Raw genomic sequence first — 24,273 nt, forward strand, 5'->3', positions numbered from 1 at the left:
CCTTTAACGACATGGTGTTATTGCTGAGGAAGGAACATGCGCCTCAACCAAAATCTCTTTTGAGTCATTTGCAAATCTTGCTGATACACTACCAACACCGTTTGCCTTTTTTTTTTCTACAGTAGAAATATCTATTACCCTCTTATTACCTACCTTATCAGGTACTACATCTTCAGTATCAAAGGAAACCATTCTTTGTCCAGGTTCACGATGTTTAGCTAATGCTTCGGGATCTGTACTTGTTGAAATAAATTGCGAACCTTTATTCCTTGATCCAGTGGAAACATGACCATGAACAGTCATTCCCCTTCCTGGTTTTTTCGCTGACAAGCCTTTTGAAGGATCTTCATCAGGTCTTAATAATCGATAAACAATAATAAGTCCCAATGGGTCAGTCCATTTATTTGTATCTTTCACATATCCATACAGCGTTGGATTATTTCCAGAAAGTCCAATCGGGTCAATTTGAGTATAGTTCCCTTGTTCTGGGTCGTAGTATCGGAATCTATTATAATACAATCCTATTTCCACATCTTCATACTGCCCTTGATAACGGAATGGAATGAAGTCTTTCTCACCGGTAAATTCTTTTTCTCTTCCATAAATATCAAGTTCTGCTAACCAACTCCTCTTACCTTCGTCATCATAAGCTTCTACAGGCGTTCCTAGATGGTCACTAATAATACTGTAATTACCTTCACTCGTAATTTTAGCTGAAGGGATGAACCCATCATTAAACACCCATGTGACTAGATTATCTACTATTTCGGAGTTTTTCTGTGAAGAACACTCATCTAGATTTCCATATATATCTGAATTATTCTCTGAGAAATACTCATGTAGGATAGTATTCCCATCCCAAACGAATTTCGTTATCTTTTCGCTTGAACACTTCTCTATTCGTCTACCTAGCGAGTCATACTTGAAAGTAACTTCTGTGTTGTCTGGCATGATGACCTTAGACATCATGCCATTACCATAGTACTCGTACTTCCACGTATCACCATTCTTCTCAACTTTCTGAATCAGATTCCCTTCATCATCATAAGAGAATGTTGCCTCTCTCGTTTCAAGCAATCTACTTCCGGCACCATAGACACGATCGGTCTTTTCTTTCGTTTCATACAAATTCCCGACATCATCAACACTGCGATGTAAGAAATCAAATTGACCGCCTTGATTGGACCAAACGAGATTACTGAATTCATCGTAGCCATAGGTAACTTTTACACCCGTTAACTCGTTGACCATACTTCGTAATCGATGATTGACGTCCCAATTATACGCGCGTCTTCGTGTATCGCGGTTTTGACTACTTATTCGGTGGTGTGTTGGCCTACCCGTAGTATCATACTGCCATTTGCTGATGACATCCCCTGGTAGGATTCTTTCAATTTCTTGACCGAGTTCATTGTACTGCATTGATGCTGTCCAATGTTCTTGCTCTGAGCGAGAAGCTGTGATTTGCGACACATTCCCCATTTCATTTCGAGCGACATCTATTTTTGCACCTAAGCTACTTGTAATTTGTGAACGGTTGCCTAATTCATCATAATTACTCGCAATCCAATGGTCATTCTGCCACTCCTTGATCACTTGTCCAGATGGGTCTCGCTCCAGTTTTACTTTCACATGCTCATTCTCGGTCTGAATTAACGAACCATTTTTGTCATAGCCAAACGTTTCCCAAGTGTCATCATAATAATCAGCCCGAATGACATTCACTAGACCATCATGCTGGAACGCTGTCCAACGATCACCCGGACGTTGAATTCTCTGAACTAAACCAGCCAGACTTCGTTCATACGTTCTTTCAATCTCATCAAAGCCGACTTCCTTAATGATATTGCCTTTCGTATCACGTTCAAACTGATACGTTTCGCCTCTTTCGTTGATCACAGCGGTTAACTGCTCCTCTGTATCATAGGCGAATTTAACTTTCTTGCCACCTTGTTCTCGTGCTATCAAACTGCCAAGAATGGTGTAATCAAAGGCTACTTGGGTATGGTTATCTTTCGCGAAAATGACATCATCATAGGCATTGTACTTTAATTGAACGTCGTTACCATCGGATAGATTTGCACGTACTAGACGATTCAAGTTATCATATCGGAACTTCTCAGTAGCCCCTAGCGGATTGGTCGTTGTTGTGCAGTTACCACGACGGTCATATGCCCAGGTCGAACTTGTCCCGTCTGGCAATGTGACTTGACTCAGGTTCAGATCAGCATCATAAGCTAAGCTTACCACATGGCCTTGCGCATTTGTCACCATTTTAATTAAATATTGTTCATTATAGGAAAATTCTGTTTTTGTGCCATCTTCTAAAATATTTGCCTGCAATGTGCTATCTTCATTATAAATCCATTGACGACTTCCACCCTCTGCGTTAACTACCTGAATTAACCTATCCTTCTCATCATACTTTGACGATAAAGTACTGCCATCTGCAAGAGTAATCGTCACTGGATTTGCCCATTCATCATAGCTAAATGTCGTCACACGATCGTCTTCATCTACTTCTTGCAGTAATTCAAAGTCCTCATTATATTCATAGCTGACCTCACTACCATCTGGATGAACAATTTTCGTACAGAGGTTATCTTCGTTAAAATAGTAATAACTCTTATGGCCTAAGCTATTCGTAATCTCATTATAGCCCTCGTGATACGAAAGCTCCCCTGCAAGGACATTGCCATCTCCCCATGTTTTGATAACTCGTGCACCTGTAGTTGGGCCATCATAACGCCAGAAGAAGCTATTTTTATTGCGATCCGTTTTTTGCATCATTAAGTGATTAACATATTTAATATGCGTACTTTGACCTAACGCATCTTGGATTTCGATTAAATCTTGTCCATCATTATAATCATAGCGAACTAAGACTTCACGACTCATCTGGTTGCGTAAAGCAACCTCTGTCATTCTGCCTACCTCATTGGTTGTAACCTCAAGCACTCTACCTACACTGTCTGTTACTTGAGATAGGAACCCTTTAAGGTTATACGCAAATTGAATATGATGCTCTTGTTCATTTTTTACTTCTTTTAATCGGTATTTTGTTTCTGTTATTTGTTCAAATACATAAATCAATCGTGTATCATGCTCAAACAAATGATACTCCTCGCCTGTATTTGTTAAGGTCATTCTTTCTCTTTTGTTAAAATACGGCAAGTTTATTGGTAAAATTGGAAATCCAACAGCGCGACCATCCGTCACAACAATTCCAATCAGGTCATCTTCTTCATAAATCTCTAAGGCTAGATCGTATGTAAAGTGCATCCCATGACCTGTCAAGCCAATACGACTACTATCACTGTACCAAGCACGTTCCCATGAAAGGGGGATAGGTCCAGGTAGTTCAAAGTCAACGCCTTCATAAATCATACGCCCTGTAATTAAATCAACGGGCTCAAATCCTCTTTTACAGAATTTTTTACTTAACCCTTGTGTACAATTAAATTTCTTTAATACCCCATGATTAAATTTCGTTAGCCCAGCTTTAGCCATAGCTTTCATACCGTCTACTGCCTTCGACACAGCGAGCAGTTCATCCATCGATGAGATGACTTTATCCGCTGCCGTCTTCACGGCCTTAGACCCTTTGTTGGCTAGAGCCGATACTGCATCTAGCGTTTTAGACACTTTTGTGTAAGCTGCTTTCATCCCTTTTATTGCTTTGGATGCATCCACTGCTTTATCTGCAGCTTTTGCGGCTGTAATTGCTTTATCAGCAGCTTTTGCCGCTTTACCGGCCTTATAAGCTGTTTTGGCTGCATCACCAACAACCGGGACTGCACCTACAATGTTCATGGCTGCCCCCATGTAATCTCCTCTTGCCAAGCTTATTCCTGCATTCGCAATATCTGCAAATGTACCTATGACAGGAATAAATCCAGCGATATCCAGCGCTGTACTTACGCCATCTACTAAACTACTAAACCAGCCTTTCTTTTCTTTCTTTTCTTCTGCCTTTTGCGGGAAGATTAAGTCAACTTTCGTCGTAGCTTCGATTGCTTCTTCATTTAATTTCGGTGGCTGGCTTTGCTTCTCTATACCTTCTTGATCAATGAGCGTACTAATTAATTGTGTATCAGCGGCCATAATCACATGACTTTGTTCCTTCGCTGATATCGCAATCCATTCTTCCGCCTCTACGGCTAGCTCTTTCATCCCACTAATTTCGAGTGTTTCATCGGCCGCTAGCATGATGGTACTGTTACTTTGAAATGTTACGCCATCTCCATCATCCATCTTTAAGTCCAAGACCCCATCTACTGCACTAAAGGTAATATCACCAACGCCTAATGTCACATCTTTCCCAACGTTGGTCGCCAATGATTTAACGGTAGTATCCGCCATTTTCTGCGTCTGCTTTTGCCCGCCCTCTGGTGTGGCTGGATTCACACGCACCGAGCTGATAACGATGGCATCTTCTTCAACTGCACTTGGAAAATGTAATTGGGCACGTGCACCTATTTGAGGCATTAAATACATAACACCATTGGCATCTGCTGAATATGCAAACCAATGTGCTTTTTCTTGATCCTGGCTTTTATCTATATCTAAATGAATTTTAACGGTGTTTTGCGTAACATCAATGATCTTTCCTGTAAACGCTGCACCAATGAGATCTAAATTGCGTGCCAATCGCTGACGAATACTTTTCTCTGGTTGGGCAGTATATTGAAACTTCAACACACCCTCATCAAGATGGGTCTCCCTAGTCGTTACAATATAGGAGCTTCCCTTGAATTGCACCAACGCGCCCAACTCATGGGGCTCTGTGCTTTCAAACTCACAGTAAGTATAATCTGCTTCACTCACATCCGTACCATCGTTTTCAGTAATCAAACGATATGCATCGACGTCCATTCTTACTATAGAAGGCAGATGGTCGATCGTTATGCTTTTCCTACTTTGAGGTGTACCAAGCCAAAATCGAGCACCTTTTCCTTTTAAATCAGGAAAAACAACAGCGTGCAAACGGGAGGCCATTCTTTTAATAAATTCCCAATCTGTTTCTAAGTATTGAATCGCAATACTACCAATGGCTTGACCGTTAGAAGCTTGGTCGATATAATCCCCATTAGGATAGGCGCTTACGATATTTTTTATTAACTGAACGTACGTCATGTTCACATCTTGAAAAGAACGTGAGCGCTTTGCAATATCCATATTTGCTGTATATGATATAGCCTCAACGGAAACATAGTGCACCCCTTGTGATGCCTGCAACTCCGCATTTTCAATTCTTCCTGAGAACAAAATGGCACTGTCTCGCCCAAATTTCACAACAACTTCATCTGTATGATTGACCCGCTGAATATACTTTTGTGCTTGCTCTTCAGCAATCATTCCCGTAAAGTACAATCTCGCATGGTCATTGCCCTTATGTTTAATGGTTAACTTTTCTAAATGAATAAGTGGATAAGGCCATTCGAGCACAAGATCCTCATACGTACTAACCGTGTGTACTTCCTTTTCTTCTAGCGATTTCATTACTTACCTCCTTTCAATCAACCTTGCCTTTTAAAAACCTTGTTTCGGAATTTCTACTTCCTCTTGACCGTCATGAATAATTTCGATTTTGCCTCCACCTGCTGAGCATTGGGTATGGCAGCGACTTAATAACGCTTGCTTTCCCTCGATATTGACGTTTTCCATCCCTTCCATCCAATCAATGGAGCATGTTGGTGTACACGGCTTTTGCAACTGTAAACAAACACCAAAGGTTGGGATGTTATCAGGGTTTCGATCCCCTACATTCATTACGGCTTTCTCTTTAATATAAACGCCATGGTCTTGCGGCAAATTTAAATAATTGAGGTGGCTGCCATGTTCACAGGAAATGATTGCTCCATGTACGACATAACTAAATTGCTCTTGTTCCGAACCTTCTGTTTCCAAACTTTCTACAACTTGAGCCATTAACTATCCTTCCTTTCGTATCGATTGAACACTGTTTCAAACTACGACAGTGTTTTGGAATGATTTATTAGAATGCTCTATCGTCCTTGTAGTTTTACTCGTTGCAACTGAATCCCGAGATATGGTCGTCGTAACATACTTTCTGCCACGTCTAAATTAACGATGGTGAACGATTCCTTTTTGCCGTCGACTTGAAAAATACAATCCAGTTCCACTTTCTTCGGGTCAATTACGAGCTCCTTTATTTGTCCGTCTGGATAATAAGCCGTCTCATCGGAAATACAGTTCTTCTTTACAATGTCCATAAGCCAATGCACACGCTGTGTTCCTTTCTTCACATCTGTAAAGACAATGGCTGTAAATTCTAAGTTATCCTCATATTTCACCAATAACCCTTTTAAATCATCAGACACGATTCTTCGAGGCTTTTCTAAATAATCCAGATATACCGCATTCTCTTTTTCTATTACTTCCCCGAATACAGATGAACAGACAAAGTTATCATCGAGGTCTGTCTTGAAAGGAATAATTGGATTTGTAATGCTTTGATCTTGCCGAACAATAAAATACTCCATCTTTTCCTCCTGTAACTATCATTTATGTCGATTTCAAATTAATGAATCCAATGAATGTCTTTTATCTGGTCTGGGCTAAATAGACATTTCTCTTGATCGCGTTTAAAGAAGGTAGCTCCTTTTAAATTAGCACCTGTAAAATTAGCGCCTGCAATCTGCGCAAACTCAAATTTTGCATTTTCCAAATTTGCATGACTGAAGTCAGTGCCAAGGTAACACGCAACTTCATCATCAGGAAGCATTAGCGTTTTTCCTTGTGCATGCGTAAAATTAGCGCCTGCTAAATTGGCATTTCGAAAATCAGCATCTTGAATGGCTGCATAGGAAAAATCAACATTCGCTAAGCTACAATCTACAAAACTAGTACCGACGCAAACACTTTGTTTCATTGAAGCCCCTTCTAAGTCGCTGCCATTGAAGTTCGCATAAGAAAAGTCCATTTGGTCGAAAAATTTTTGCTGTAACTGTAGGCTTGAGAAATTTTCAAATGTATATGATTTATCCATCTCGTTTTTCCCTAGCCACGAGAGGAGATTTTCTTCCACCCGTTCCCGTTCGTCCAGCATCGCAACATCTTCACTAAATCCTTTATATTCCCCGACACGAAATCGCAAACACACTGCTCGTTGAAAGTCTATTTCAGGAACGCTTTCCTGTTGATAGCGGAAAAGATAGCGTACCAATTGAATAATATACTGATGAAACAGAATCACAGTCTGTTGAATAATTCCCCGAACGTCAGCTGCTTGGATAGCGAGATATGGTTTTCTTTCTTTTTCAAGCGTTTTGTGTAAATCTATAATCGCCTCGCTGAGCCATTCCGCTTCATACTGGGCCGTACATTCTCCCCAGTCGTAGTACCATTTTTCTCCATATGCTTCTACCAAATACGTACACTTGTTATCTAGTAATGATGTTCGTAGCAGTGAAAAATGAATAAAAGCAACTGGCGCTAACCTTCCCTGTTCTTGCTGATCTCTAATATTTGCAAACAGCTGTTCAAGCGCGTGAATGATTGGTTTTAGTAAGACTTCCTTCTCTTGACGAAACTGTCGATCAACCTTCTCTTGTAATCGGCTGATATGAACTGACACGCATTCATCCATAAAATGCTGTAATGCTTCTTCTCGTTTCATGCGTCCACATCCTTACTAATTTGCTCGTACTTCTGTTCCTTTAATCTCCATTTTGTCTTCCATCTTGATGGAACTGTCTTTACAAGTCATCTCTATTTTCTCGGTCGCATTAATCATAATTTGCTTCGCATTGATGGCGACTTTATCTGTTGCTTGTAAGGTAATATTTTTATCACTTATGATGGAGATCCCATTATCATCCATAAGCGAAATCATTAATCCACCACCAGATATGACAATCCGATCGGGTGCAAGTAGAATTTGTTTACCGTGCTTCGTTCTGAGCGTTTTGACATCTGGATCAGCCATCCGCGCTGGATCTTGGCGACTATCCTCTGGTGGTGCAGGTCTTGACCCACCGCCGCCACCTCCGCCACTGCCACTAGCACTGGCACTTCCACCACCGCTTGGACTAGGCGGATTCGTCGCTGCTAACATCGAACCAGATTGTGGAGGAGCTTTTGATACGGAACTAATCGCAATCCCTTCATCCTCACGATTGCCTGGGAAATAGATTCTAACGTTATCAGATAGCTCTGGCATGAAGTACCAGCCTGTATTATCTTCTGATGCATAGATCGTAGAATACGGAAACCAATACGCTGTATCTTTATCTTGACCTTCGTCGAAATCGACATGAATACGAATTTTGTCCCCCGCAACATCAATTACTTTCCCTTGAATGGAGGCGCCAATAATAGCTTGATTATAAGTAGTGTGGACACTGAAGCCGTTCTGAGGTGTTAACGTGTAGATATGCTTGAACAAGCCATCTTTTAAAGTTGAGTAGATTTTATAGACATACAATTTTTTTGATTGGAATGTAACTTCATTACCTATTTTGAATGGTTGGAACGATTCTACTTCATAGTACATGTAGTCACTATCAGTAATACCGTCGAGATGATTTTTACTGGACACAAGGAAATTGCCGATCGCCTTTTTAACTCGATAATTAATGGCCTCCATTTTCTGCGTGCCCCCAGCTTGAAACGGTACGCCGAAGTAAAACTTGGCGGCTGGGTGTACCGTATCTGGCACTAGGCCTGTATGGAATCTTGATGCCATACGTTTAAGAAACTCCCAATCTGTCTCTATATATTGCATCGTAAAACGTCCAATAGTAGAGCCCTTTGAGGCATAATCCATGAAGTCTGCACCTTTTTGATCGGCAATACATGCATTTATTAATTCACTATAGGGCATACTCGCATTTTGATAGGTTTGGTTTATCTTCTTCACATCTAACACATACGTATGCGAAACAGCTTTAACCTCCAAATAATAGGTACCCAAAACCGATTTCACTTGTACATCTAGCGCCACCCCATTAAAAATAGGAATAGTTTGTCCACCACTACCGATTTGCACGACTTCAATAGCCGTTTCTGCATCCGTCATATATACATAGGAATCTTCGAGTTCATCTGGAATCACGCCCGTCAAATGCAATGTAGCATGCTCATTCATTTGTTGCGTAATTTCGATTTGATCGACGCGAATATTATAGGGCATCACGATGATATCTTTATACGTCAAGGCTGTTTCCTTACTCATTCGACAACACCTTCCCCATCTAATAATTTGTTTTCAACAAAGATAGATTCCATCATGCCGTAAGCAATGGGTTTCCAAATATCCATCTCTTTTTTCAAACAATTGACCGAGCCCATTGTCACATTCTCGCCTACTATAAACAAAAACATTAAATTATAAATCTTGTTATCTAGTGCGGGCGAAATGAAATCAAAGTAACCAATTTGTAAACCGTTAACTTCAATCATGGCGGTATCCAACATTTTTGTAGTTGGCTGCGTTTTTTGAAGGATATTCCTCATAGCCTCTGTAAAGTCTTCTAATTCCTCTTCTTTTACCTGTTGTTCCATGATTTTCAGTGTGACATTGATGGACGTACTTTCGCTTGTATAAATATAATCTGGCCTACGACTGGATGGATATTTAATATCCATTAATTCAGGCTCCATCACGTCAAAGGCTGCAGGCATACACATCCGGATTTGACCCTCATAAAAACTCATTTCTTTAAACTCAATCGTTTCATCTTCAATCATGAGCTGCCCATCTTTAATCGCTTTCACAATATCCGTATTTAATAATTGGTTTTCGATATTCTCCATTCGTTTCTTCTGCCTTGCATGTTTCGTCATCTCGATAATTTCTTCATCCATAAAATTCATTTTTTTCGCTCCTTTGTGTCGATTCTTTATTCGTTCCATCTCATGACCTTGTATTTTTTCGCTTTCCAATTAATAAGACAGATTATTAAGGTCACTTTGTTATTAATTTAATTTTTTTCAGTAATATTCCAGTAATAAATACATATATGACAATATAACCATTAATTGGTTATTTTCATCATTAAATATGCTAATAAACCATAGATAAAAAGTCAACATTCATAAGTTCTATTATTTGGAATAAACAAAAAAATAATCCTGAAGATCGGGAAAATTTGAAATTTAGTAGTTAGATATACTGTGTGAGGAAAAAATAACATGGAACTTTAATCATCGTGGTATAAAAAAGTAACTAGATCGAACGACGAATACATGCATGATGAAGAGAATAATTATAAGTTGTAACCGAGAGCAATGTGATGGTGTTGCTAAGAGAAGAGGGAAATCAAAGGAACAAATATTTGTGGTCATTTGCTTACGACAGTGGTAGAGAAATCCTCTCTCAAATGGCAGGTAAGGGTCGGATTAATGTACAAGAATTGGACGGGTTGTTAGGTCGCTACATCGACACCTCAGTTTTGTTATGTACAGATTCTACAACGAACTATAAGAATTTTGCTAAAATGAAAAGTATACAACACTAAGCCATTAATGTGCGACAAGGCAAATAAGTTAGAAAAGGGATTTACCATATTCAACACGTCAATAGTTACCCAAGCGTTTAAAGGAATTGATGAATCGTTTTCAAAGGGTGACGACACGTTACCTGGATAATTAGAATTGCATAAAAAAATGTCAAATCAAGAAGGTCAGCGCCTTCTCCCGATGTATTAGACACAGTCACAGGTGCTTTGTTCGAACCTTCCATTGTCACAATCTGCCCTTGAATATCGGTGATTCCATCAAAAACGAGACTGCTGGACCCACATGTTAAGCGCATGGATTCTGTTGCGCTCATGGAGATGCTTTTACCTGCAAAGGTGATATCATTGGCTTTTAGTGTAAGTGATTGCTTACTATGTACTTCTACTCCGCTGCCCTGATCCAGCTTTAGGAAAACGGCGCCTTCCTTTGCGGTAAACGTCACCGATTGCGGGCCTAGCTTGATGTCCTTGCCTTTTGGTGTGCCCCAGTAGGACGTTTTGGAATCGGCTGTTTTTGGGTTAGAGTCGCCGCCCTTTCTTACACTGTGGCGGACAACGGCTGCTTCCTCACGGTGTGTCGGGAAGGCAAGATGAACGCTATCGCCTTCTTCTGGCGGGCTGTAAAAGCCGCTATGTCCTTCTGCTGTATAAGGCGTAGCAAGTGAGAACCATGTGGCTTCTTCCTTTTTTTGTGCCTCATCAATGGATAGGTGCAAGCGTACTTGATCCTTTTTGACCTCTAATACCTTACCCTCAATCGCTGTGCCTGACAGGGAAGGAATGTTTAGTCTTTTATATAGGAAGGGACAACTTATTTCAAAAAATGTCGACTTTGTCACAATGCAAAAATAAACAGCTCACACTTACCAATAAAATGGTTGTATGAGCTGTTTGAGTAGATGAAAAGCTTTTTTAGCTTATGATAATAACTATTGTAATGAACAATTATGATTTTGTGAGCTAAAAATATCCATAGTAAATTAAAATAACCTTTTAATCCCTTTTTTAAAAAATATACTTATCTTTAATATACCTACGCTGTAAAAATTCTGTAAAAGTATCTGTAATCTTATAAAAACATCTTTCTTTTTGCCTTCAGAATAAAAATAGACTGCAGGATCTTCACCCTCATCTAATTTAAAGAAACAAAACATACACCCTTGACTCATCCAAAATACAAAGTCGTTAGGAGTAAGGCTCAACTGCACGTTATTTTCTTCTAATAATTCTGCTCCCCATTCGTTTAACTCCAATAACTCGTCAATAAAACATGACTCACCTCGTAAAAAAGTATGCTCTGTTCCTCCACCCATTACTTCAAGAAACTCAATGTATGCTTCAGGAAGTTTATTATTTCCTATCAATTTTTTCACTTCATTTACTTCTTCCTTTGTACAAGGTTGGAATTTTATCTTTTTGAAGTTGGGCTACAAGTCCATTTAAATATACCAATTAATTCCACCATCCTTTTTTCGGAATTAATTCAACACGAATTACTTTGGAATATTTGAAGGAATCATTGATTCCAAACTAGACATATTAACTTCTCCGTTTTTCAGTTGATTTTGAACTGTTACTACAACTCAGTCATGGAGAATTACTTTGGAATTATGAAATCTGAATTCCTTTACATGAAGGATTTTGAAAGTATAGAGCATTTTAAAACAGAATTAGAAAAATATACAAATTACTATAATACGAAACGGATTAAGGCAAAATTAAAACGGGTCCGGTGCAAAACCGAACTTATTTAACCTAAGCTGGCCTAATGAAATAACCGTGTCTAACTTTTAGGGGTCACTTCAAAAGCCATTTTAGCTAATCAAGATTTTTTATCTATTAGCTCAAAAAAGCTGGCAATTGATTTAACCATTTTTCAAAGTTACCAGCATCCTTTTCGATATTATTTTCTTCATGTGAATAATAATAGACTCCTGTATTGGGGCATTCATTTGAGAGAAGACAAAAGTAGTCTCCATTACCTACACTATAAAATGGAATTAATTCCTTCTTCCACCCACCAAAATTCATTTCATAGTCATAGGTAAATTCAATAGTGTCATTGCCATTTGTTTTACCATTGGAAACATTTAAAATGTCCCCTGGAAAGGAATATTCAGTCATTAATTCAATAAAAAATCTAAATTCCATTGGTAGTTGACACCCGAACTTTTTCTCTATCTTTTCCCAATCACTAAAGGAAGGAATATCTAAATCCCCTAATTCTTTATCTAAAATGCTATCTAATAAATTTGCAATCTCATCTCTTGTCACTAACTTTTCCTCCTTTTAAATCCCTTCTCCTGGTAGTATATACTCTTTGCCTCTTTCTTTATAATGTTCTCTAATTTCCTTAGATCTTTGAAAAGAAGTTAACTGGGAAGGTCTATCATGACGTGTATGATTCCCTTCACCCCTATGAGTTCTTTGTTCTAATTCATCTAATATCCCTCCATTTTTAACAGGGACTTGTTGTCTATGATGTGCTTCTATATTTTTATCACCATGCGTAATTTTAGTTGTAGGTCCTCTTCCATTACGCATTCTAATGACTTCTTCTATTGTTTTTGGTTCATACCTTACAGGTGGTGCAGACATTGGTGGATCTGGATTTGGATAATTTGTCGGACTTAGTTTAGCATTATCCATACCCTTAAATTATAAAACCAAGCCCATCTAAAGAAATAGTGGTAGTCGGATTTTCCAACTACCACCATTTTATCATTTATCCAATTTTAACTTATTCTCCACACATTTATTAACAGATCCCTTGATTTTGACAATACTCTCTAAAGTTCTCTTTAAACCAAAAACAGTACTGACATCTTAACCAATTTACTTTACATCTTTAACATTAACTTCATACATCTCTCCAACATTTGTACTCATCGGCACCAATGCATAATAATTTTGATCATTATTTAATATAAATTGGATCAGCTTTGTTCTTGCTTCATTCCAGTAATTTTCCATCCCTGAATAGTATTCTTCCACATCTTCTTTATAATCCAATTGCAGTATATATCCTTTTTCTGTCATTGCAAAAATAATTAAACTTCCTAAGAGAATTTTTTGCTCATTTTCTTGTTCGTATTCTTGTGATAAAAACCAGATTTGATCTAACCCTATAAGTTTTTTGTATTTTTCATAAAAACTACTATCATCCATAACCTCATAATCATGTATCAATTCATTGACAAATGCGTGCCATCTTGTTGGAATTATCTTTTCCAATAAAGGGTTATTTTCAATTCCTTCTATTATTTCATCTATCTCTTCAATCTCTTGCTCATTGCTGTATTGACTTAGGGAGATTGGTTTGAATTTCATTGAATTTTTGTAATGCGCCAGTTCATATGGATAGTGATTATTATTTATTAGGCTTGTATCATCGAGTTCTAGTATCTTTGCTAATGCGGCTGTTTCAAAGCTCCAAAACCCTACATATCCAGGTTCTTTATGGGCATTTTTCCATTCATAATCATAATGGCCTTTAAACCATTCTTTCTCCATATACTTTTGCAATCTCTTAGATGCTTCTTTCTTATCTGTTTGCGCAAGTTCTATAATTTCCCTTGTTTTTGCATATGGATTTTCTTTAAAATAAACATTGGTGATTTTTGTGTACCCAATATCACTAGCACATAATAAATATTCAATCACAGAATCATTAATGTTTTCTTTCTCAACCTGCTTGGCTAATCTTACAATATTCTTTTTATCAGTGTCTAATAAAATCCCTAAAGATATCATCCAAAGTAGATTTATATATCCAACTTCTCTTTCTCCTTTATTCTCTAAATAAGTAATGGCATTCTCAAAATCTTCTACCATTGTATTAATTTTTTCACCTAAGGAATATTTTGCAATTATTTTCTCTGTCTCATATATACAATTCCTTAAATATTTTGCTTCTATAATACTTTTATTATCATAAGGATTTCTTTGGATACCATTTTTCCTATCTTCTTCCAAACCTTTAATATCCCCTATATTCTTGTCGATAAACTTTTTATTGTATTCTATATCTTCTCTACATTTTTCTTCAATACATAGATGATCTCTCATAACATCTGATTCCTCCTTGCCTTTGACTTAAGGCCATTCTCCAATTATGTCACCCTTTGCATCTATTCTATATGTTTTAACCTTTCCACTACTATCGACTGTTGAAAGTACTCGCTCAACTTTACCTTCATCCAATGCATCCGTAATCTTTTGTGCTAATTCTTTATCTCCATCAACAGCTTTCAATATTCTATCTTTTTTGGTTTTCGTACCTTTCAACCAGTCATCTGACATTTGTGGTCCATCTTTAGGTGTTTTTGATAATTGTGAACTACCAAACTTTGCTTCATCAATAACATATTTGATATTTGAATCTGCATTTTTGTTTTGGTATAATCCATCAATCCCTTTTACAATTTTATCATTAACACTTGATGGGGCACCCCTACCCATTGGCTTTAAGTCATATCCAGCATCTTTTAAACTTTGATTGTTTAATAAATTGTCACTTGACTTTATTTCTCCATAATTACCTTTTTGCTTGTTTGTAGCTGTACTCGGATTAAAGTCGTCTACATTTATCTTATTCTTTCCAGCAGTTTCGGCTGGTTCGTTGCGTTTTTGCTGTTGGAGAAGAGATTTAATGTAGCCTTGCCACCTTTTCCAGCCGCTTTGGCAAATCCACCACCTAAGATACCTGCCGCTGATATCCCTCGATCCACCGCACTCAATTTTTCCTTTGTAAACGGATCAAATCCAAAGGTCGTTTCAAAAACGGCTTTGGCATTACCAACGACTGGAATGAAATCAGCTACGGTTGATATTGCTTGGCTGATGCTAACCGATTTAACAACTACTGCCGCTTTCTTTGTCGCACTTTTAGCCACCTTAACAGTAGTCGTTGCTGCGCTTTTAGCCACATTAACAGTTGTTTTTGCTGTGGTTTTAACCGCCTTAACAGTTGTTTTTGCTGCCTTTTTAACTGCCTTTACGGCTGTTTTCGCTGCCTTTTTAACTGTCTTTACAACTTTTTTAACATACTTCTTGGCCTTTTTAACTGCTTTTTTTACAGCCTTTTTAAACCTCTTGACCAGTTTGCTCTTGGATAAATTATTTTTTAGCTTCCTGGCTTTTGTCAAGACCTTGCCTATCTTTTTCTTAAGCTTTTTCTTTGCTTTTTTTAAGGCTTTCTTTAGTTTCTTTTTGGCCTTTTTGATTTTCTTTTTAGCCGCTTTTTTAACTTTCCCTACAACAGGAATACTGCCTAAAGCACTACCTAGTGCTCCGAAGAATCCTTTACCCTTCTTCGCCATTAAGCATCACCCCCACCAATAGGGATCATGCCCATGACGTCTAGTGCGGATTCAAGGTCAGCGCCTTCACCGGATGTATTAGACACGGACACAGGTGCTTTGTTCGAGCCTTCCATTGTGACAATCTGCCCTTGAATATCGGTGATCCCGTCAAAAACGAGACTGCTGGAGCCACATGTCAAGCGCATGGATTCTGTTGCACTCATGGAAATGCTTTTACCCGCAAAGGTGATAGTATCATTGGCTTTTAGTGTAAGCGGATGCTTACTATGTACTTCTACGCCACTTCCCTGATCCAGCTTTAGGAAAACGGCACCTTCCTTAGCAGTAAACGTCACCGATTGCGGGTCTAGCTTGATGTCCTTGCCTTTTGGTGTGCCCCAGTAGGACGTTTTCGGATCGGCTGTTTTTGGGTTAGAGTCGCCGCCCTTTCTTATACTGTGGCGGACAACGGCTGCTTCCTCCCGATATGTCGGGAAGGCAAGATGAACGCTATCACCTTCCTCTGGCGGACTGTAAAAGCCGCTATGACCTTCTGCTGTATAAGGGGTAGCAAGTGAGAACCATGTGGCTTCTTCCTTTTTTGTGCCTCATCAATGGATAGGTGCAGGCGTACTTGATCTTTCTTGACCTCTAATACCTTCCCCTCAATTGCTTTACCTAAGTGTAAGTGAAAATTCATTTTTCGAGTACTAGTAAATAAGGGAGTAAATAAGTTGTTTTAACTAAAAATGAGCTCACTCCAACTCAGCGTTAAAGTTGGAATAAGCTCTTAAAAGATAAAGGTTAAAAACTGGCTCATCACCAAAATCCGGGGATGACAAAATCAATGACCTGTTTCCAAACGTAAACGGAGGAAAAGATGGGCATCATTTCGGTAGCCAAAACCACGTCTTTTGATGAGCTTAATTTTATTATTTGTGCCTTCCATAATGCCGTTTGAGAAAGGTGAGTATATGGTATCTACCATTGCTTTCTCACGAACAATCACGGTTTTAGCTATCTTTGAAACTACACCACTTGTGTGAAATTGATAGCGTTCGAGCCAGTTTTTTAAGCGCTTTGTTGCTTGTGTATCCGTTGTAGCTTTTAACACATAACGCATGTGATTCAATGCTTGATAGATATGCTTTGTATGAAAATCTTCCCGTAGCCATTCACGCACAAAACCACGTTCTTCCTCTGTTAACTCTTCCGGTTTTCGCGCTAAACAGCGGTCGATAAATCGGGATTTGTGCTGCTTTTTTGCTTCACCTAAGTAACGTCGTCTGCGCTGCTGGGGCATCGGTGAAAAATTGAATCAAATGAAAGCGATCCAATACATGAATAGCTGTTGGGTAAACGGCTTGAATCGCACCTGCCATGGCCGCTGCGAAATCACTGACCACGGTTTGAATCGACCCTACCACTTTCTTTAAAACCGATTCAATTGCTTCTTGATCTCGGTGAGGAACAATCGCCAAAATGCGTCCTGTTTCAGCGTTTAAGACACTCGTCGCATAGTTGTGCCCTTTGCGTAAAGCGAATTCATCGACACAAATATGTTTCGCACTTTCTTCGACTAATTGTTCGGGTGCATACGTATAAAACCAGCGTTCAACCGTTGTATACGGAAGTGCATAGTCACGTGCGACATCCGCAATTGAGCGACCATGACAACGCTTCGTAATTTCACGACGAAACGATTCCGTCGAGGAATGAACAAGCCCTAATCCATAGTCAAATGTGAACGTAAATCCATAATTTTTACAGCGTTGGCGAGGCACAAATAATTCAATCCAAAGCACGCCAATATGCCAGGCATAGCCATGCCGAAAACGGCGTAGGGCACGATCATGACAAACAGTCCGACCTTGGCAATTTGGACAAGCTATTGATTGTGGCGCAATATCCACGTGAAAAATATTTGGCTCCTCCTTAGATGGCAGAGCGATTTCAAAAAAGGATGGCAACGGTAGAATTAATTTGATAAACTTAGAGTACAAAGTTAAAACTCCTCTCGTGGTTTGTCTCAGCAACAATTACGATACGTGAGTTTTCACTTTTTTTCTATACTTTAATGTAAATTTATTGAATTTTTATATGGTCAACCCCAAGTTATGGTGATGAGCCATCGATTTCCAAACCTTTTTTCATTTTATACTACCTAGTTTACTCTCCTTTTAATATGCTCAATTTATTGTATAAAATCTCCTTTATTACGAGACCTTGTCTTTCTTGAGTACCAAAGCAAATAGTTTAGCATTTAGTGGTTAAATCTACAAAAAAAACGATGGATTTATTTTATAATCAGTTGCTTCTCAGCATTCAAAAACTCCTCAATAAGTTCTTTAATTGTATGTTTAGAATCAGAAGGATAATAAAATGCATCCGATACTTTTCTAAAAAAATCATACATATTTTGGGGCGTATTAAACATAAAAAAAATATTTTCAATTTCTTGAAAGACATTTTCAGCAGAAGAGTTATTATATACTTCTTTAATAATGCTATATAACCACTTATGATACTCTTTAGTCATGCCTTCCGGAGAACTGTCAGAGATTATTTTTTCAAGTAAATCATCTACTTTATCTTCTACTTGTTCCCACGCCAATTCAAGTATGAACCCATTATTAACATTAGGATTATTCTCTAGATATTCAACAGCGTAATTTGTTACTTCTAAGGAAGAAATTAATTTAAACTGTCTACCAATAAACAATGTAGTCCAGTTACAATTAAATCCATTTTTCTTGATTATTTCAATTTTATACAATTCATTTATTTCCTCTACTGGTTTATTTTTCCTGTAACTTTTTGACCAGGTATAAATGTTCTATGGGTTACTGTGTCAGTCGTAGGATCGACTACCCATTCAAACACGCCATCTATTGTTTTTTTCGTCTGTGACATTTCAGGGGCGTTATTCTTAACCTTTACATATTGCGTTTCATACTTAACCACTGAACCTTCTATCTGATACAACGAATCCATATGTCCTTTTTTATTTGGTAAATCAAATCTTTGAGCATCAACTGCATAGTTATCAACTATATCATTAAAGCTATGGTAAAAATCATCTTTTAATGCACTACCTCCTCGTGGATTGTCTAAAACTGGATGCTTAAGTTCACCCGTACCCTATGTTGTAATCTTAAAATCCGCTAATAAAAAACAATCGCTCTTAAACCTTATTAAATACTTCTTCCTCCTTTATTATCGGCAATTCATAGGCTGTTTTGTGCTTCAACATGCCATATATAATGTTTACAAGCCGTCTCATTATACAAACCAATGCTTGTCCCTTTGTTTTGCCTTCTTTTAGTTTCCGTCGATAGTTATGCATGGAATACTGGATTCCTTGGCAGCTTACTTCCTTTTGCCACTTGTACTTGCTGTACGGCTAAGTTGTAAAATAAAGCGTGTAACGCCCGATTTCCCTGCTTGCTTTTTTGTTCCCTTCCTTTCCCACCAGAGCCAAAGTAAACAGGAGCAATGCCCGCGAATCGTGCTAATTTGTTGGCATTCGGAAAACGGCGTACATCGCCTATTTCTGCAATTAGAGCCGAAGCTGTAACGAGATCTATGCCTGGCATTGTGTCTAATTGAAAGTCTAGTAAACTCATTAACCCTTTTAATTCTCGTTCCACATAGCGCATTTCCTGCTTCTTAAATGAAATGTCTCGGACGATGCTCTTTACTAGAAAGTCTCGTGTTTCTTGGTGTTGTATTTTACTACCTTTACTAACTTGGACTTGTTGGACAGCTAAGTTGTAAAAGATATCATATAGCTTTCGATTTCCTTGTTTTGTTTTCTTCATCGTTTCCTTACCGCCCGAACCCATTTTAATAGGTGCTATTCCTGCATATCTTGCGAGTTTATCAGAGGTTGCGAACCGATGAATGTCACCGATTTCTGCTATAAAAGCGGATGAAGTAACCGTATCAATCCCTGGCATGGTTTCAAGCTGCATACCTAACTTCTGAATGGTAACCTTTAACTCTTTATCTACCTTCTTGATTTCCTGTTTCTTAAAGCGAATATCTCGAACAATACTTTGAATGATAAAGTCTCTTGATGTTTGGTATTCACGCTTTACCTCTCCATCAGCTAGAACGAGTGACATTATTTGCTCTGCCTTTCTAGTGGAACAAGCATTGTTACTCGCTTCTAGTAAGAATGTTCTTAAGTCCTCTACTGTTTCCCCCTCCAAATGAGATGGTGAAGGATAGCTTTCCCAAAAGGCTAAAGCTGTTTTCCCATCTACTTCTGAAAAGAACTCCTTGTAACTTGGATAATAATAGTTTAATTGCATATGCAATTGGTTCTTCAAAGCTGTTTGTGCTTTTACTAAGGCGTTTCTTCTGCCTACAAGTTGAGCGATTATCCAATGAATATCCGATGGTGTAGCGTCAGGTAAATATGGTAACTTACGAATTAACACATCTGCGACACATTGAGCATCCCAACTATCATTCTTTTGTGTCATCGCATAGCTGTTTCGTTCTGAATTGGATAAAGAGGAATTGACAAACTTAACGATATAGCCCTGTTCTATTATGAATAACGCTAAATCCCTTCCGTAACCGCCCACATCTTCTAATCCAAATACAGGGGTCAAACCTTCTGTAAGAAATCTGTTCACATATTCTAGTAAACTTGGAAAAATGGATGGTTTATTTTGAAAGGTCATTTCTCCTAGCTTTTCAAACCAACAATCCACTATTACCGCTGTATGTTGGAACTTGTGTAAATCTAGCCCTATATAAATATGCTTATCTCGTTTCATCAGAAAACCTCACCCCTATATTAGATTGAACGGAAAAAGCAAGACAGAGAATGTCGGCAACCTTAGGTCGAGCGTTAGTCTCTTTAGACTCGCAAGGGTACGAAAGCCTATCCATCCTCTATCTGTTAACCGTTATAAAATGGCTTGATGTTTGCCATTTGCTGTTATGTCTCCATAGCGGTATAACCCACTATAAAAGGCTTTTCTATCTAAAATCCGTTTGATCTGGACTTTCGTAAATAACTTTCCTTGTTTTGTTCGATGTCCGTCATCATTCAGTTGTTCCGCTAGTTGAGTTAAAGACCATGAAGGATACTGTTCCTTTAAGTCAAACACTCTTTGAATGGTCAGTGCTTGTCCCACATCAACAACTAGTCTTTTCTGACCTTTCTTCACTTTATAGCCTAATGCAACATTTCCTCCTGCATAGCCGCCCTGTTGGGCTTTCTTGTTTCGCCCTCTCCCTAGCTTTAAAGAGATTTCTAAACGTTGATATTGGTCTAATAACTCCATTAAGCCATTGATTAAAAAATCGCTAGGGTCTTTCTTGTGGATACTGTATTGCGGTTGTTCAATACTCCGAATGTCCACTCCATACTTTTTCATTTCTCGATGAACTAACACTTTCACAATGTCTGACCGCCATAAACGGCTTGTATTAAGTGTCACAACATAATCCACCTCATGGTGGGAGAGATACTCCAACATCTCCTGAAAACCTAATCTGTCCACTTCTAACGCTTCTTCATCAACTTTAGCCCCACTAATACCCTCGTCCTTAAACAAATGCAATAGCGTGTCTCCTTGAGCCTGACAATATGCTTTGATTTCATCTTCTTGGTAAGAAAGGCTATATCCATCCCTTGCTTGTCCTTGTGTCGATACGCGAATATATCCGATTACTTTCATGATTTTTTCCCCTCCGTTACGCTAATCTTAATTAGTGTAACGCTTAGCCGCTATATTTAATATAAATCCATTGTATGCGGCTTTAGCGATACATTCAACCCCTTTACCGATACAAATTTATTGTGTATCGTAAAAGTAGCATAAAAAAGAGGAAGGGAATTACCATGCCAATATCAATTAAACTAAAGGAAATCCTTAAAGAACGTGACCTTTCACAACGTGAGTTAGCACGTATGACAGGATTACGTCCAAATACAATAAGCCATCTTTGTTCAGACAATGTGGACAGGGTTTATCTATCAACATTAGAAACAGTATGCAAAGTGTTAGACATCGACATTCAGGAATTAATCGAGGTGAAGTAGTCCTCTTGCTATAGTAATCGTTCTATGTACGTCAAAGTTGCGAAAAATTTAAAAGGAAGGGAGAAAACGAAGATAAAGTATTTGAGAGTGAGAATGATGGTATCTGATAATTTTATAATTATTTTCATAAGATAAAATACATTAAATAGGGCATATGTTTTAAAGTTGTTGTACGTACTATAAAATTTGTTAAAACATCATATAGGGCATATAAGGGTTATCTCTATGCCATGAATAAAGAGGGGAACGTTCGTCACTCCGTCCCCCAAAAAAAGCGGTTATCTATACGATAACCGCAATACAATTAACTTACAGTATATTTATTCCCATTTATAACAATGCTTTTTGCTTCAACTAATAATAAAGCATTCCATATTTCCAACGCAAAATTAGCATTAGAATAATATTGATTTACCCAGTCCTCTTCTATTGATGAGGGCTTAATTTGTCCTATTCCCCCAACATAAAAGTCAATTGACGTTAATTCTAAATAGTCATCTTCCTCAACATTAGCTTTTGTATTAAGCCTTTCTTCACCAGTATTTTCAACGAAATACCATGCCGTTACTCCTTCAAAAACCATTTTATACTTATTTTCATAGCCATTATCTATTGTTTTCAACTCAAAACTAATAGTATTTTTCAAGATATCAAATTCATATCTTTCAATAACTGCAGCCCACAGTTCATTGAGTAAATCGGATAATCTTTCCTCCATATTATCACTTTCCTTTATATGCTTTTATCATTATATCAATCTGTTTTAATGCGTCATCGGTTATATCAATATGTGTAAGACTTCTATCATTGGATATTTTACCATCAAGAGTAAGTGAACCTTTGCCATCAATACTAACTCTATAATATGGTTCATTTCGCCCTCCAGAGCCTGCTTCCATGACCCTTACTGTAATAGATTTATTACCATTGGGTATTTCAACTTTATAACCTTTACCTTTTGCATTGCTAACAGTACCACCTAGTTTACTTCCTATATCATCTGCTAATCCCTTTGTGTTATTAACATATCTAGTACCCTTAAAATATAAAACCAAGCCCATCTAAAGAAATAGTGGTAGTTGAATTTTCCAACTACCACCATTTTATCATTTATTCAATTTTAACTTATTCCACACACATTTATTAACAGATCCCTTGATTTTGACAATACTCTCTAAAGTTCTCTTTAAACCAAAAACAGCACTGACTTCTTAACCAAATTACTTTACATCTTTAACATTAACTTCATACATCTCTCCAACATTTGCATCCATCGGTAACAATGCATAATAATTTTGATCATTATTTAAGATAAATTTCAGTAGTTGGGTAAGAAAATAATCCATACCCTTTGGAAGAAATGACTTTGTTGACTTCACTTATCTTTTCAGGTAAAAACCCATATTCAAATTCTCCTAACTTCTCAAACTCTTCTTGTGAACTATCTCAATATTCTTGTCAAATTCACAACCTAAAACGTAGTTTACAATTTCATGATTTTCTTCACCTTTATAATCAAGATAAAGAAATTTTTTTAAAGCATTCCATACTCTAATACACTTGTATATATACTTTGCATTACTGAATTATTTAAATTGTTTATTTTTCATATGTTATAGTTAAAGCTTATAACCATAAAAATATTTTTGTCCTTTTTCCCAGTTTTCACTTGAAAGTCTATCAATATAGTCAATAAAATCTTTGTAATTGCTCGCATTTATGACAGTATTGTAGTCCGCAGGTACTTTTTCACCAGACCAAATTGATAATAAAGAAGGTATTAATTCCATTTTTAATGGCTCCTCATTATTCGCAGCAATCATAACGCGCTGTATTAACTTTTTAGCTAAGTCGCCAGGAAAAGCTAAATTCTGTTGAAAATAATAACTCTCTGTATCCATTTCCTCACAATAATTAAAATAGAAATTTCCAATTTCATCTATAGTTGCATCTTCACCAATTTGTTCCTCAAAATTAATAATAAAATCAATAGAATCCCTTAAATTAATAGCTGTATCACTGATTTCATCCCATTCTTCAAGTAAAGCCAATAAATATGGAATTATATCAAGAGAAAGTGATGTTGTGGCTGCTGATGCAAAAGTGTTTACTGTTTCTTCGTTTACCTCACTAAGAAAACGTAGATTATTTGAATCCCTTAAATCATCATGTGTTGCAACAGCTAAGAACATTCTAATACATAAATTCAAAACCGATTCATTTCTAGTCTGATTCATTAATTGGAACAATAATGGTTTTTGAGTAAAATCACCTGTTTTAAATAATTCAATTAAATTAAATAAAACTTCCTTTTCTGTTACAGAATTCAAAATTTTTTCTTTAATTTCTGATTTGACTAAAGTTGTTTTTTCTCCAAACCATATACTATTCATAAGATTTCCCGTTTCTCCCATAGATGCAC

Annotated in this window: 22 protein-coding genes and 3 pseudogenes; 3 read left to right on the plus strand and 22 right to left on the minus strand. The window is 37.6% G+C overall.

Features of this window, described 5'->3' with window-relative positions:
- Positions 1–3: 3 nt before the first annotated feature.
- The 6 genes from FJQ98_RS18400 to FJQ98_RS18425 form a co-directional block, all read right to left on the minus strand.
- Positions 4–5,502: a DUF6531 domain-containing protein gene (locus FJQ98_RS18400; RefSeq protein ID WP_201406495.1), complete on the minus strand. Its 5,499-nt coding sequence runs from the start codon at positions 5,500–5,502 to the stop codon at positions 4–6.
- A gap of 30 nt (positions 5,503–5,532) precedes the next feature.
- Positions 5,533–5,931, minus strand: a complete 399-nt coding sequence (locus tag FJQ98_RS18405; RefSeq protein WP_053596527.1) for a DUF4280 domain-containing protein — start codon at positions 5,929–5,931, stop codon at positions 5,533–5,535.
- Positions 5,932–6,008: 77 nt separating this feature from the next.
- Complete coding sequence (locus tag FJQ98_RS18410) at positions 6,009–6,506, minus strand: hypothetical protein (protein WP_053596528.1); 498 nt, start codon at positions 6,504–6,506, stop codon at positions 6,009–6,011.
- A gap of 38 nt (positions 6,507–6,544) precedes the next feature.
- Entirely contained in the window at positions 6,545–7,642 is a 1,098-nt protein-coding gene (locus FJQ98_RS18415; RefSeq protein WP_053596529.1) for a pentapeptide repeat-containing protein, read from the minus strand.
- 15 nt (positions 7,643–7,657) lie between these two features.
- The gene (locus FJQ98_RS18420) at positions 7,658–9,199 is read right to left on the minus strand and encodes a phage baseplate assembly protein V (protein ID WP_053596530.1); all 1,542 of its coding nucleotides are present in this window, start codon (positions 9,197–9,199) and stop codon (positions 7,658–7,660) included.
- Positions 9,196–9,840, minus strand: coding sequence for a hypothetical protein (locus tag FJQ98_RS18425; protein WP_053596531.1), 645 nt, complete (start codon positions 9,838–9,840; stop codon positions 9,196–9,198). The genes FJQ98_RS18420 and FJQ98_RS18425 overlap by 4 nt, the downstream gene beginning before the upstream one ends.
- Before the next feature lie 421 nt (positions 9,841–10,261).
- Between FJQ98_RS18425 and FJQ98_RS26960 the strand changes: the two are divergent.
- A pseudogene (locus FJQ98_RS26960) lies at positions 10,262–10,615 on the plus strand (IS1595 family transposase); the annotation flags it as partial.
- On the opposite strand, the gene FJQ98_RS18430 reads toward FJQ98_RS26960, so the two are convergent.
- Both FJQ98_RS18430 and FJQ98_RS18435 read right to left on the minus strand, forming a co-directional pair.
- On the minus strand, positions 10,562–11,323 hold the full coding sequence (locus FJQ98_RS18430; RefSeq protein ID WP_246494240.1) for a phage baseplate assembly protein V: 762 nt from the start codon (positions 11,321–11,323) through the stop codon (positions 10,562–10,564). The pseudogene FJQ98_RS26960 and the gene FJQ98_RS18430 overlap by 54 nt on opposite strands.
- Before the next feature lie 141 nt (positions 11,324–11,464).
- Complete coding sequence (locus tag FJQ98_RS18435; protein WP_241774627.1) at positions 11,465–11,857, minus strand: SMI1/KNR4 family protein; 393 nt, start codon at positions 11,855–11,857, stop codon at positions 11,465–11,467.
- 195 nt (positions 11,858–12,052) lie between these two features.
- On the opposite strand from FJQ98_RS18435, the pseudogene FJQ98_RS18440 reads away from it, so the two are divergent.
- Positions 12,053–12,243: pseudogene (locus tag FJQ98_RS18440) on the plus strand (IS3 family transposase); the annotation flags it as partial.
- 80 nt (positions 12,244–12,323) lie between these two features.
- On the opposite strand, the gene FJQ98_RS18445 reads toward FJQ98_RS18440, so the two are convergent.
- From FJQ98_RS18445 to FJQ98_RS18495, 11 genes and pseudogenes are all read right to left on the minus strand, one after another.
- A complete protein-coding gene (locus tag FJQ98_RS18445; RefSeq protein WP_053596533.1) occupies positions 12,324–12,758 on the minus strand; it encodes an SMI1/KNR4 family protein in 435 nt (144 codons plus the stop codon).
- A gap of 15 nt (positions 12,759–12,773) precedes the next feature.
- A complete protein-coding gene (locus FJQ98_RS18450) occupies positions 12,774–13,133 on the minus strand; it encodes a hypothetical protein (RefSeq protein WP_053596534.1) in 360 nt (119 codons plus the stop codon).
- 186 nt (positions 13,134–13,319) lie between these two features.
- The gene (locus FJQ98_RS18455; protein ID WP_053596535.1) at positions 13,320–14,552 is read right to left on the minus strand and encodes a PoNi-like cognate immunity protein; all 1,233 of its coding nucleotides are present in this window, start codon (positions 14,550–14,552) and stop codon (positions 13,320–13,322) included.
- Positions 14,553–14,579: 27 nt separating this feature from the next.
- Positions 14,580–15,074 (minus strand): annotated as a pseudogene (locus FJQ98_RS18460) (hypothetical protein); the annotation flags it as partial.
- A complete protein-coding gene (locus tag FJQ98_RS18465) occupies positions 15,071–15,805 on the minus strand; it encodes a pre-toxin TG domain-containing protein (protein ID WP_201406496.1) in 735 nt (244 codons plus the stop codon). The pseudogene FJQ98_RS18460 and the gene FJQ98_RS18465, both read right to left, overlap by 4 nt.
- Entirely contained in the window at positions 15,805–16,143 is a 339-nt protein-coding gene (locus FJQ98_RS26965) for a hypothetical protein (RefSeq protein WP_241774629.1), read from the minus strand. Before FJQ98_RS26965 ends, FJQ98_RS18465 begins: the two co-directional genes overlap by 1 nt.
- A gap of 488 nt (positions 16,144–16,631) precedes the next feature.
- Positions 16,632–17,090: a transposase gene (locus FJQ98_RS27275; RefSeq protein ID WP_082340315.1), complete on the minus strand. Its 459-nt coding sequence runs from the start codon at positions 17,088–17,090 to the stop codon at positions 16,632–16,634.
- Positions 17,056–17,790, minus strand: coding sequence for a transposase (locus tag FJQ98_RS27280; protein ID WP_053596540.1), 735 nt, complete (start codon positions 17,788–17,790; stop codon positions 17,056–17,058). Before FJQ98_RS27280 ends, FJQ98_RS27275 begins: the two co-directional genes overlap by 35 nt.
- Before the next feature lie 293 nt (positions 17,791–18,083).
- Complete coding sequence (locus tag FJQ98_RS18485) at positions 18,084–18,563, minus strand: DUF2247 family protein (RefSeq protein ID WP_053596541.1); 480 nt, start codon at positions 18,561–18,563, stop codon at positions 18,084–18,086.
- A gap of 562 nt (positions 18,564–19,125) precedes the next feature.
- Positions 19,126–20,577, minus strand: coding sequence for an IS110 family RNA-guided transposase (locus FJQ98_RS18490; protein WP_082340332.1), 1,452 nt, complete (start codon positions 20,575–20,577; stop codon positions 19,126–19,128).
- Positions 20,578–20,709: 132 nt separating this feature from the next.
- Positions 20,710–21,486: a recombinase family protein gene (locus FJQ98_RS18495; RefSeq protein ID WP_053596543.1), complete on the minus strand. Its 777-nt coding sequence runs from the start codon at positions 21,484–21,486 to the stop codon at positions 20,710–20,712.
- Between the two features lie 164 nt (positions 21,487–21,650).
- On the opposite strand from FJQ98_RS18495, the gene FJQ98_RS18500 reads away from it, so the two are divergent.
- A complete protein-coding gene (locus FJQ98_RS18500) occupies positions 21,651–21,851 on the plus strand; it encodes a helix-turn-helix domain-containing protein (protein WP_053596544.1) in 201 nt (66 codons plus the stop codon).
- Positions 21,852–22,155: 304 nt separating this feature from the next.
- Here FJQ98_RS18500 and FJQ98_RS18505 read toward each other — a convergent pair whose 3' ends face one another.
- The 3 genes from FJQ98_RS18505 to imm47 form a co-directional block, all read right to left on the minus strand.
- Complete coding sequence (locus FJQ98_RS18505; protein ID WP_053596545.1) at positions 22,156–22,569, minus strand: YxiG family protein; 414 nt, start codon at positions 22,567–22,569, stop codon at positions 22,156–22,158.
- A 4-nt stretch (positions 22,570–22,573) separates the two neighbouring features.
- Entirely contained in the window at positions 22,574–22,912 is a 339-nt protein-coding gene (locus FJQ98_RS18510) for a hypothetical protein (RefSeq protein WP_053596546.1), read from the minus strand.
- Between the two features lie 558 nt (positions 22,913–23,470).
- Positions 23,471–24,265 (minus strand): Imm47 family immunity protein, encoded by a 795-nt coding sequence (gene imm47 / locus FJQ98_RS18515; protein WP_053596553.1) that lies wholly within the window; start codon positions 24,263–24,265, stop codon positions 23,471–23,473.
- Positions 24,266–24,273 lie beyond the last annotated feature (8 nt).

It is taken from the genome of Lysinibacillus agricola (assembly GCF_016638705.1).
Classification (GTDB): domain Bacteria; phylum Bacillota; class Bacilli; order Bacillales_A; family Planococcaceae; genus Lysinibacillus; species Lysinibacillus agricola.

Excerpts from the sequence above, each read along its gene's own strand:
- FJQ98_RS18410 (WP_053596528.1), bottom strand. The coding sequence starts at position 6,506 with ATGGAGTATTTTATTGTTCGGCAAGATCAAAGCATTACAAATCCAATT.
- FJQ98_RS18420 (WP_053596530.1), bottom strand. The coding sequence starts at position 9,199 with ATGAGTAAGGAAACAGCCTTGACGTATAAAGATATCATCGTGATGCCC.
- FJQ98_RS18465 (WP_201406496.1), bottom strand. The coding sequence starts at position 15,805 with ATGGCGAAGAAGGGTAAAGGATTCTTCGGAGCACTAGGTAGTGCTTTA.
- FJQ98_RS18415 (WP_053596529.1), bottom strand. The coding sequence starts at position 7,642 with ATGAAACGAGAAGAAGCATTACAGCATTTTATGGATGAATGCGTGTCA.
- FJQ98_RS18495 (WP_053596543.1), bottom strand. The coding sequence starts at position 21,486 with ATGAAAGTAATCGGATATATTCGCGTATCGACACAAGGACAAGCAAGG.
- imm47 (WP_053596553.1), bottom strand. The coding sequence starts at position 24,265 with ATGGGAGAAACGGGAAATCTTATGAATAGTATATGGTTTGGAGAAAAA.
- FJQ98_RS18510 (WP_053596546.1), bottom strand. The coding sequence starts at position 22,912 with ATGGGCTTGGTTTTATATTTTAAGGGTACTAGATATGTTAATAACACA.
- FJQ98_RS18490 (WP_082340332.1), bottom strand. The coding sequence starts at position 20,577 with ATGAAACGAGATAAGCATATTTATATAGGGCTAGATTTACACAAGTTC.
- FJQ98_RS18500 (WP_053596544.1), top strand. The coding sequence starts at position 21,651 with ATGCCAATATCAATTAAACTAAAGGAAATCCTTAAAGAACGTGACCTT.
- FJQ98_RS18455 (WP_053596535.1), bottom strand. The coding sequence starts at position 14,552 with ATGAGAGATCATCTATGTATTGAAGAAAAATGTAGAGAAGATATAGAA.
- FJQ98_RS27275 (WP_082340315.1), bottom strand. The coding sequence starts at position 17,090 with ATGCCCCAGCAGCGCAGACGACGTTACTTAGGTGAAGCAAAAAAGCAG.
- FJQ98_RS18400 (WP_201406495.1), bottom strand. The coding sequence starts at position 5,502 with ATGAAATCGCTAGAAGAAAAGGAAGTACACACGGTTAGTACGTATGAG.
- FJQ98_RS18425 (WP_053596531.1), bottom strand. The coding sequence starts at position 9,840 with ATGAATTTTATGGATGAAGAAATTATCGAGATGACGAAACATGCAAGG.
- FJQ98_RS18405 (WP_053596527.1), bottom strand. The coding sequence starts at position 5,931 with ATGGCTCAAGTTGTAGAAAGTTTGGAAACAGAAGGTTCGGAACAAGAG.
- FJQ98_RS18505 (WP_053596545.1), bottom strand. The coding sequence starts at position 22,569 with ATGGAGGAAAGATTATCCGATTTACTCAATGAACTGTGGGCTGCAGTT.
- FJQ98_RS18450 (WP_053596534.1), bottom strand. The coding sequence starts at position 13,133 with ATGGATAATGCTAAACTAAGTCCGACAAATTATCCAAATCCAGATCCA.